Genomic DNA, 9,967 nt, shown 5'->3' with positions numbered 1-9,967 from the left:
GCCCGTTTGCGCCGATGGTACTGCACCTCGTGGGAGAGTAGGACATCGCCTTTTTTAGAGAATCCCCAACATTTATTTGTTGGGGATTTTTTTTGTTTATATACTTTTCAATCCACCGGTTTGAACGGATCTATGGCTCATCATCATAACGATACTTTCTTCCTTAATTTAAGGATGCGCTCTGCCGCAATCTTATCGAATTTGCGTAAATTCCAATCTGTTTAGAACACCGTGACATGGATACCAATAAAGAATTAGAATTAGCCAAGGATTTTGTTAATAATACCAACCGAAGTATTTTCTTGACTGGAAAAGCGGGGACTGGTAAAACAACCTTCCTGCATAATCTAAAAAAAGATTCTTTAAAACGTTTGGTTGTGGTGGCACCAACTGGTGTAGCCGCTATTAACGCAAAAGGGGTAACTATTCACTCCTTCTTTCAATTGCCATTTGGTCCCATTCTTCCAGATGCTGAACTCAGTAATTCCGGAGGTTTCAACAAGAAATTCAGTAAAACTAAAATTGACATCATCAAATCAATGGACTTATTGGTTATTGATGAGATCAGTATGGTGCGTGCTGATGTTTTGGACGCTATCGATAAAACCTTACGTCGTTATAGAACACGTGATAAAGTGTTTGGTGGAGTTCAGGTTTTGATGATTGGCGATTTACAACAATTATCACCAGTGATTAAGGATAATGAATGGCAATTATTAAAATCATACTACCAAACGGGTTTCTTTTTTAGTAGTAGAGCGTATCAGGAGGCGAATACAATCACTATTGAACTTAGGCATATCTACAGACAGGAAAATCCAAAATTCATTCAAATTCTGAATGAAATTAGGACGAACACCTTATCTGCTGAAGCTGCTGAAGAATTAAATAAGCGCTACATTAAAGATTTTAGCCCTGATCCTAAAGAAGGCTATATCGAATTAACGACGCATAATAATCGCGCAGAACGTGCTAATAGTGCAGAGTTAGAAGCTCTATCATCCAAAGAAAGGACTTACAGGGCAAAAATTGAAGGTAAATTCCCTGAGTTCTCCTATCCAAATAGTGAGGAAGTAAAACTTAAAGTTGGTGCGCAGGTCATGTTTATTAAAAATGACAGTTCACCTGAAAAACGATATTTCAATGGAAAAATAGGGAAGGTAATTCTGTTGGATAAAGATGAAGTTGTGGTAAGTTGTCCTGACGACGATTTTAATATTGTGACGACCCCCGAAGTTTGGGAGAATATCACGTATACCGTTCACCCAGAAACAAAAGCCATTACTGAAGATAAAATAGGTTCTTTTACCCAAATGCCGTTGCGTTTGGCTTGGGCTATTACCATACATAAAAGTCAAGGGTTAACCTTTGAAAAGGCGATTATTGATGCACAAGGGGCATTTGCCCACGGCCAGACTTATGTGGCTTTAAGTAGATGCAAATCTTTAGAAGGTTTAGTTCTTAAAAGTAAAATCGATTCTAATCAAATTATTAATGATGTGCACGTCACCTCATTCAATAAAACAGCTGAAGCACAACAACCCAATGAAACGATTCTGCATTCTGCAATAGCTACTTTTCAATTGGAAGGCATTCAGGAGGTGTTTGATTTCTATCCGTTTCTGTTCCCTATTAATCGCCTATTGGATGTGTTCTATAAAAATAGAGGTAGTATCACTGGTCGCATGGAAGAGCCATTAATCACTGTCAAAGATGTGCTCCCTAATTTACTTAAGGTGAGCAGTAGCTTCAATAATCAGTTGAAACAACTGTCCGATACCGATGTATTACCGGAGCAAAATACGATTCTACAGGAGCGTTTTATGAAAGCTAAGGCCTATTTTAAATCTGAAACAGAAATTAAAATTATAGCTGCACTGAATGCGCTCAGTTATACCACAGATAATAAAGCGATAGAAAAGGAAATTGAAAAACAGTTAGACACGCTTGAAGAATTGTTAATTGTTAAACGTTCTTACTTTAATGGCTTTAACGATGGATTTACGACTCATGAGTTTCTTGCATTAAGGGCAAAATCTATTTTCTTGAAAAAAGAGGCACCAAAAAAGACCAAGACGACGGTTGTAGATGGCACGGTTAATATTGAACTTTTTGAATTGTTGCGTGAATTGCGTAATGAAATAGCTACTGAAAATGATCTGATCCATTACCAGATATTCACGCAAAAAGCATTATATGAAATATGTGAAGTACTTCCAACCAATAAAAAGGAGCTTTTGGAAATCAACGGATTTGGAAAGGTGCGGGTTGATAAATACGGGAGCCGAATATTGGAAGTGATAAGAGCCTACTGTGACGAAAATAATATTGAAACTGATGATTCATTAGATTTTCAAGAACCAGTTGCGTCAAAAAAAAAAGTAAAGAAGGGTGATTCCCATAAATTATCCTTGGAATTATTTAAGGCCGGAAAGTCGATATCAGAAATAGCGAAGGAACGCGAACTGGCCGAAACTACCATATTTGGTCATTTAGCAAAATTTGTAACAACAGGCGAAGTAGAAGTAACTGCATTAATTTCAGAAACGCATTATGAGGAATTGCGACAACTCATCCCAAAGCAAACGTATGAGAACCTGACAGATTTAAAAACGAAGTTGGATCAGAAATATAGTTACAACGATATTAAATTGGTGTTGGAAACCTTGAATACAAAATAACGCTAGAATAGAAATTACAATGCATAAAAAAGGCGCAACTCAAGTTGCGCCATTTTCTATAGAATTTAAAATTAATTAAGCTTTAATAATATTTCGAGAAATAACGATTTTTTGAATTTCAGAAGTTCCTTCATAAATCTGGGTGATTTTTGCATCACGCATCAATCGCTCCACATGATATTCCTTCACAAAACCATTTCCACCGTGAATTTGAACAGCTTCAACCGTATGTTCCATCGCTACTTTAGAAGCATATAATTTTGCCATTGCGCTAGAAACATCATAATTGTTGCCTTGATCCTTATCCCAAGCAGCTTTCATCACCAAATGGCGTGCAGCTTCAATATCTACATGCATATCGGCAAGTTTAAAAGCAATAGCTTGATGGTTGCAGATTTCCGTTCCAAAAGCTTTACGTTCTTTAGAATATTTAAGTGCTAATTCATAAGCGCCTGCAACAATTCCTAATGCTTGAGCAGCAATACCAATGCGCCCTCCAGATAGCGTTTTCATCGCGAATCTAAATCCAGCGCCATCTTCACCAATTCTGTTTTCCTTAGGAACTATAACATCATTGAATTGTAGCGTATGCGTATCACTTCCTCTAATTCCTAATTTATCTTCTTTTGGTCCTATATCAAATCCTGGAGTTCCTCTTTCAACAATAAAAGCATTAATGCCATGAGAGCCTTTATGCTTGTCAGTTTGAGCAATTACCAAGTAAACATCAGCACGACCACCGTTAGTGATCCAGTTTTTTGTACCGTTAATTACGTAATGATCTCCTTTATCTTCAGCAGTAGTTCTCTGTGAAGTTGCATCACTACCAGCTTCTGGTTCACTCAAACAAAATGCACCAACAAACTCACCTGTAGCAAGTTTTGTAAGGTATTTTTGTTTTTGATCTTCATTTCCAAAAGCCTCTAAACCATAACACACTAACGAATTATTTACAGAAACAATTACTGAAGCAGACGCATCAATTTTAGACAATTCCTCCATAATGAGCACATAAGAAATAGCATCCATTCCGCTGCCGCCATATTTAGGATCAACCATAATTCCCAAAAAACCGAGCTCACCCATTTTTTTGACGAGTTCTTGTGGAAATGTTTGTTTATTGTCACGTTCAATAACACCTGGAAGGAGTTCAGTGATGGCGAAATCGCGAGCAGCGTCGCGTACTAATTTATGTTCTTCTGTAAGGGTAAAATCCATAAGTTATGTGCGTATTGTTTGTTTTATTAATGGCTACAAAGATAGGGTTTTACTAGTATTTTATCAATTTGAATGATTATTTTTACGGTATGGACAAAAATCACTACAACGTTTTAGGAATAATGTCAGGTACATCCTTGGATGGGGTGGATGTGGCCCACTGTATATTCGATAAAAATGGCGCATGGAAATTTGAAATTAAGGCGTCAGAAACTTATAGTTATCCTTCAGATTGGCTTACGAAGTTGAAAGATTTGGTAAAATTAAATCTGGATGAATTAAGAGAATTGGATGAAGAATATACCGTGTTTTTAAGTGAAGTGATTCAAAAGTTTATAACAGAACATAACATCAACGGGTTGGATGCGATTTGTTCTCATGGCCATACTGCCCTACACCAACCTGAAAACAAACTTACCTATCAAGTTGGAAACCTGCCAAAACTTGCAACGCTTTTGAATGCAACTGTAGTGTGCGATTTTCGGGTTGAAGACGTGGAATTAGGCGGACAAGGGGCGCCGTTGGTACCTATTGGTGATGAATTACTCTTTCCTCAATATAATTTTTGTTTAAATCTTGGCGGATTCGCGAATATCTCTACCCATGTTAATGGCAAGCGTATTGCGTATGATATTTGTCCTGTAAACATCGTACTCAACCATTATGTAAGTACGTTAGGCTTAGCCTATGATGAAGGTGGAAAAATCGCACGTTCTGGCGCAGTACATCAACCGTTATTAGACGCTCTAAATGCTTTAGGCTTTTATAAAAGTCCGTATCCAAAATCATTAGGGTTGGAATGGGTGAAAAGTGAAATTCTTCCTTTAATAGATGCTTATCATCTGGATATCAAAGATATCTTGCACACCTTTGTAGAGCATGTGGCTATTCAAATATCCAATGAAATCAATCAACAAAAACAAGCATCTGTGCTCACTACAGGCGGTGGTGCTTTTAATACTTTTTTGATGGAACGAATAGCGCATCACACACAAAACAAGATTATAATTCCTGACAAATCAATCATAGAAAATAAGGAAGCACTCATATTCGCTTTTCTTGGCGTTTTAAAACTTCGGAATGAAAATAATTGCTTGAGCAGTGTTACTGGAGCCATAAAAGACCATTCCTCAGGTAAAATATATAATCCATAATATTATTATAAAATTAATTCAAACCGAACCATTGTTTTTTATATTTGCTAGGGAAATTTTAAACTCTTGAAGCGACGTTTTAGCTTAGAGATTAACATAACCAAATTAAACCAACAATACCAAATGAAAGAATTACTTCAGAAGTACGAAGACAAAGAACCAGAAATAGTATTTAATTGGAAAGATCCAGAAACTGAAGCAGAAGGGTGGACCGTCATCAACTCACTACGAGGCGGAGCTGCCGGTGGTGGCACACGTATGCGCAAAGGGCTTAATCTTAATGAAGTATTGTCCTTGGCCAAAACCATGGAAGTGAAATTCACGGTCTCAGGACCAGCCATTGGTGGTGCTAAATCAGGAATCAATTTTGATCCTCAAGATCCAAGAAAAAAAGGCGTTTTAGAGCGCTGGTATAAAGCAGTTTCACCATTACTTAAAAGTTATTATGGTACAGGGGGCGACTTGAATGTTGATGAAATACATGAGGTTATTCCAATGACCGAAGAAACTGGCGTTTGGCATCCTCAGGAAGGCGTGTTTGAAGGCCATTTTAAACCTACGCAGGCAGATAAAATTAACCGTATTGGGCAATTACGCCATGGTGTCATTAAGGTTATCGAAAATCCGAAATATTCTCCAGATGTCAACAGAAAATATACTGTAGCTGATATGATTACAGGTTTTGGTGTTGCAGAAGCCGTCAAACATTTTTATGATGTTCACGGTGATGGCGTTGAAGGGAAACGTGCCATCGTACAGGGATTTGGGAATGTAGGTGCTGCGGCAGCATTTTATCTTTCTCAAATGGGAGCTAAAGTGGTTGGCATTATTGATATTGTAGGTGGTCTTATTAATGAGGAAGGCTTTACATTTGAAGAAATAAAAACACTATATCTCAATAAAACTGGGAATACACTTGTTAGTGATGCGCTCATTCCTTTTGATGAAATCAACACTAAAATTTGGTCTTTAGAGGCAGAGATCTTCTTGCCATGTGCTGCATCCCGTTTAATTACGAGAGCGCAGATTGATCAAATGGTCGATTCTGGACTAGAGGTTATTTCGTGTGGTGCTAATGTGCCATTTGCAGATAAAGAAATCTTTTTTGGGCCGATAATGGAGTATACGGACAATAAAATAAGCCTTATTCCTGATTTCATATCCAATTGTGGTATGGCAAGAGTGTTTGCTTATTTTATGGAACAAAAAGTGCAAATGACGGATGATGCTATTTTTAATGACACATCAAACCGAATTAAGCAAGCCATAAAAAGAGTATATAGTAAAAATCAAAGTAAAACAGGGGTGAGCGAAACTGCCTTTGAAATTGCTTTGAGCCAACTGATATAAGGCTTCGGCTTAAGCTGTATTTGTTTAAGTTAGAAAAATGATAGTTGCGGAATAAGTTATTAAAATATCTTATTATCAGCACTTTTCAGCTTTTAAACTCGAGCAATTACCATTATGTTTGCAGAACACAATTTTAAATTATACTTAAGTTAAATTTTAGACGTTTAAACACTAATTACAAAAATTTTAATCATTACCTATATGATGTTACAGAATGAAATTCAAGAGGGAGCAGAACTAATTCCAGATGGTGAATCAGTAGAAAAAACCTTATCAATTATTGAATTGATCGGAAGTGGTGGTACCGCCGGAATGGTCATAATTGCCCTTTTATTCGTATTGTTAGTATTTGCAATTTATATTTATTTCGAAAGATTATTCGCTATAAAGGCAGCCTCTAAAATCGATGCCAATTTTATGAATCAAATAAAGGATCATGTGTCTAATGGCAAAACGGATTCTGCACAAATATTATGTGCACAAGTGAATACGCCTGTATCTCGATTGATCAATAAAGGAATCAGCCGTATCGGGAAACCTTTGGAAGATATTAATACAGCCATCGAAAATGCAGGACGTTTGGAAGTTTATGAATTGGAGCGTAATGTGAGTGTGTTGGCTACTATTTCTGGAGTAGCGCCAATGATTGGATTCTTAGGAACTGTTATCGGGATGATTTTATCCATTTTTGAAATCGCTAACTCAGGAGGTCAAATTGATATTAAATTGTTGGCTGATGGACTTTATACAGCAATGACCACTACAGTTGGTGGATTAATTGTTGGTATTGTAGCATATATGGCCTACAATCACTTGGTTGTTAAGACTGATAAAGTGGTGTATCAAATGGAGGCCAACTCATTGGAGTTTTTAGATCACTTGAACGAGCCAATCTAAATCGGCAACTTAAAATCTTAAGTCTTGCGACTTGAGTTTTATAGTGAAGATTGATATGAATGCGTGATGCATTTATCTAAACTAAGGAATAAGAATAATTTTGAGTATCTCGTATCTATGAATATAAGAGGAAGAAATAAAGTAACACCAGACTTTAACATGTCGTCAATGACAGATATTGTCTTTTTGTTATTAATATTTTTCATGTTGGCATCAACTTTGGTAACCACTAATGCTATAGACATTCTGTTGCCAAAAGCAGATGGAAAAACGGAAAACAAAAAATCAGTAGCTGTAAGTATTACGAAAGATCTAAATTATTACATCGATCAAAAACTTGTAGGAGAATCTGTTTTGGAGTACGAATTGAAAGAAGCACTTGCAAATCAGGAGCAGCCAACGATAGTTTTGAGAGCTGAAAAATCAGTATCCATTGAAAATGTTGTTAAAGTGATGGATATTGCCAATAGAAATAAATTTAAAGTGATTTTGGCCGTAAAGCCTAATTAGTAAAAAACCATTTTAGCACCCTAGCACACACATGAAGTATTTTGAGACCAAACATGAACGCAATTCTGCAAAAATCACCACACTTATTGTGGTCATTTTGTTGTTGCTATTATTTGTGGTTGGGCCTCCTTATATGGATCCACCATTAGAATACGGTGTTGCTGTTAATTTTGGGAATACGGATGTTGGTAGCGGCGATGTACAACCTCTAAAACCAGTAAAATCTCAGCCAAAAGAAGTGGTCAGTGAACCGGTTGTAAAAGAAACGAAAGTAGAAGAGGTAAAAACTGAGCCTACAAAATCACAACAGCCTGCAGAAAATGTAATGACCGCAGATAATGCGGAAGCTATTGCCATGAAAAAGCAAAAAGAAGCTGCAGATGCAAAAGCGCAAGCAGAAGCGAAGGCCAAAGCTGAAGTTGAACGTGCCCAAAAAGCAAAAGAAGCAGCAGAAGCTAAAAAGCGTCAAGAGGAAGCGGATAAACGCGCGAAACTGGATGCCTTAATTGGTGGTGTTAAAAAATCTGATGGTCAAACAACTGGTGGTGAAGGAAATGACGGCAAACCAGGAGATAAAGGACAATTGGATGGTGATCCATACGCACCAAGTTATTTTGGACAACCTGGTACCGGAAGTGGTGGCAGCGGAAGTGGTTATGGCTTAAACGGAAGGGGTAGACCAACCAATGGTAAAGTTGTACCAGATTGCGATGAAGAAGGACGTGTGGTTGTGGAAATTCATGTGAATAGAGACGGCCGTGTGGTCAATGCAATTCCAGGTAAAAAAGGAACTACAGGTAATTTATGTCTATATGAAGCCGCTAGAAAAACGGCGATGACCTATAAATGGCCGGCCGATTCAAAAGCCCCGCCTACTCAAATAGGATTTGTAAAAATCGATTTTAGCGTAACTCAATAAATGACTTATCAACATACTGTCAACTGGATGTTTCAACAGTTACCAATGTATCAAAACCAAGGGAAAACAGCGTATAAAGCTAACTTGGACAATACACTGCGTTTATCGAAACACCTCCAAAACCCCCAACTCAATTTTAAAAGTATTCACGTAGCCGGCACCAATGGTAAAGGCTCAACCAGCCATATGCTCGCGTCCATATTGCAAGAGGCAGGCTATAAGGTGGGACTTTATACATCGCCACATCTAAAAGACTTTAGAGAACGCATCAAAATCAATGGGAAAGAAATTTCTGAAGATTTTGTAGTGGATTTTATTAAGAAACACAAGGGTTTTTTCGAATCACATTCATTGTCATTCTTTGAGATGACCGTAGGAATGGCATTCGATTATTTTTCAAAAGAAAAGGTCGATATCGCCATTATTGAGGTTGGAATGGGAGGCCGCTTGGATTCTACAAATATAATTACACCTGAAGTTTCTGTAATCACGAATATTGGTTTGGACCATACCCAGTTTTTAGGAACAACTTTAGAGGCTATTGCTTTTGAAAAAGGGGGTATTATTAAAGCCAAGGTACCAGTTGTCATAGGGGAAACCCAATTGGAGACCGAGATGGTTTTTAAGACTCTTGCCAAGGATCTTCAATCTGAGATACTGTTTGCTGATCAGCAGAAGTTACCTCAAACATATATAAGCGATTTAAAGGGGTATTATCAAGAGAAGAATAAGACAACAGTATTGGCTACAGTTAAGGTGTTACGTCAGAGATCTTATAAAATTTCGAATGAAGCCCTGGCCACGGGATTTCTAAATGTAGTAAAGAACACGGGGTTGCAAGGGCGTTGGCAAATACTTCAAGAAGAGCCTAAAATTATTTGTGATACTGCGCATAACTCGGAAGGTTTGCGTTTTGCCATGACACAATTACTAGAGGAGCCCGCCGACCAACTTCATATGGTTTTTGGCGTGGTCAATGACAAAGATATTATTCCGATTTTACCACTTTTACCTAAGAATGCGTTCTATTATTTTTGTAAGCCAGATATCCCTAGAGGTATGGAGGCTTCGAAACTACAAGAAATTTTTAGAATTCACGGGGTTGGTGGGGAGACTTTTGGGAGTGTAAGAGAAGCTTTAAGTGCTGCAAAACAACACGCTGCAAAATCTGATGTTATTTATGTTGGTGGTAGTACATTTGTTGTTGCAGAAATAATTTAATTTTTTTTCAAAAAAGC

8 protein-coding genes are annotated in these 9,967 nt (G+C 37.5%); 7 read left to right on the top strand and 1 reads right to left on the bottom strand.

The features are described 5' to 3' along the window. Window positions 1–236: 236 nt before the first annotated feature. Window positions 237–2,681 carry a helix-turn-helix domain-containing protein gene (locus BXY82_RS15300; protein ID WP_133759090.1) on the top strand — a complete coding sequence of 815 codons (2,445 nt, stop codon included), beginning with the start codon at window positions 237–239 and terminating at the stop codon, window positions 2,679–2,681. A 75-nt stretch (window positions 2,682–2,756) separates the two neighbouring features. Here the strand turns inward: BXY82_RS15300 and BXY82_RS15295 are convergent, their stop codons facing one another. Then, entirely contained in the window at window positions 2,757–3,899 is a 1,143-nt protein-coding gene (locus BXY82_RS15295; RefSeq protein ID WP_133759089.1) for an acyl-CoA dehydrogenase, read from the bottom strand. An 89-nt stretch (window positions 3,900–3,988) separates the two neighbouring features. Between BXY82_RS15295 and BXY82_RS15290 the strand changes: the two genes are divergently transcribed. The 6 genes from BXY82_RS15290 to BXY82_RS15265 all read left to right on the top strand — a co-directional run bounded on the left by BXY82_RS15290 (window position 3,989) and on the right by BXY82_RS15265 (window position 9,950). Further along, window positions 3,989–5,053: an anhydro-N-acetylmuramic acid kinase gene (locus BXY82_RS15290; protein WP_133759088.1), complete on the top strand. Its 1,065-nt coding sequence runs from the start codon at window positions 3,989–3,991 to the stop codon at window positions 5,051–5,053. Window positions 5,054–5,176: 123 nt separating this feature from the next. Beyond that, window positions 5,177–6,403 (top strand): Glu/Leu/Phe/Val dehydrogenase dimerization domain-containing protein, encoded by a 1,227-nt coding sequence (locus BXY82_RS15285; protein ID WP_133759087.1) that lies wholly within the window; start codon window positions 5,177–5,179, stop codon window positions 6,401–6,403. Window positions 6,404–6,604: 201 nt separating this feature from the next. Further along, window positions 6,605–7,300 carry a MotA/TolQ/ExbB proton channel family protein gene (locus BXY82_RS15280; protein WP_243835866.1) on the top strand — a complete coding sequence of 232 codons (696 nt, stop codon included), beginning with the start codon at window positions 6,605–6,607 and terminating at the stop codon, window positions 7,298–7,300. A gap of 117 nt (window positions 7,301–7,417) precedes the next feature. Further along, window positions 7,418–7,810 (top strand): ExbD/TolR family protein, encoded by a 393-nt coding sequence (locus tag BXY82_RS15275; RefSeq protein WP_133759086.1) that lies wholly within the window; start codon window positions 7,418–7,420, stop codon window positions 7,808–7,810. Window positions 7,811–7,841: 31 nt separating this feature from the next. Next, complete coding sequence (locus tag BXY82_RS15270) at window positions 7,842–8,729, top strand: energy transducer TonB (protein ID WP_133759085.1); 888 nt, start codon at window positions 7,842–7,844, stop codon at window positions 8,727–8,729. Next, on the top strand, window positions 8,730–9,950 hold the full coding sequence (locus BXY82_RS15265; protein WP_133759084.1) for a bifunctional folylpolyglutamate synthase/dihydrofolate synthase: 1,221 nt from the start codon (window positions 8,730–8,732) through the stop codon (window positions 9,948–9,950). Window positions 9,951–9,967: the final 17 nt, after the last annotated feature.

Origin of the sequence: Gelidibacter sediminis, from assembly GCF_004364975.1 — a bacterium.
Taxonomy (GTDB): Bacteria; Bacteroidota; Bacteroidia; order Flavobacteriales; family Flavobacteriaceae; genus Gelidibacter; species Gelidibacter sediminis.
The sequence above is the reverse complement of the archived record's forward strand: the minus strand, read 5'-3'. Positions and strand labels throughout refer to the sequence as shown.

Bases quoted from the DNA above. Each gene is read 5' to 3' on its own strand.
- BXY82_RS15300 (WP_133759090.1), top strand. From the start codon at position 237: ATGGATACCAATAAAGAATTAGAATTAGCCAAGGATTTTGTTAATAAT.
- BXY82_RS15295 (WP_133759089.1), bottom strand. From the start codon at position 3,899: ATGGATTTTACCCTTACAGAAGAACATAAATTAGTACGCGACGCTGCT.
- BXY82_RS15290 (WP_133759088.1), top strand. From the start codon at position 3,989: ATGGACAAAAATCACTACAACGTTTTAGGAATAATGTCAGGTACATCC.
- BXY82_RS15285 (WP_133759087.1), top strand. From the start codon at position 5,177: ATGAAAGAATTACTTCAGAAGTACGAAGACAAAGAACCAGAAATAGTA.
- BXY82_RS15280 (WP_243835866.1), top strand. From the start codon at position 6,605: ATGATGTTACAGAATGAAATTCAAGAGGGAGCAGAACTAATTCCAGAT.
- BXY82_RS15275 (WP_133759086.1), top strand. From the start codon at position 7,418: ATGAATATAAGAGGAAGAAATAAAGTAACACCAGACTTTAACATGTCG.
- BXY82_RS15270 (WP_133759085.1), top strand. From the start codon at position 7,842: ATGAAGTATTTTGAGACCAAACATGAACGCAATTCTGCAAAAATCACC.
- BXY82_RS15265 (WP_133759084.1), top strand. From the start codon at position 8,730: ATGACTTATCAACATACTGTCAACTGGATGTTTCAACAGTTACCAATG.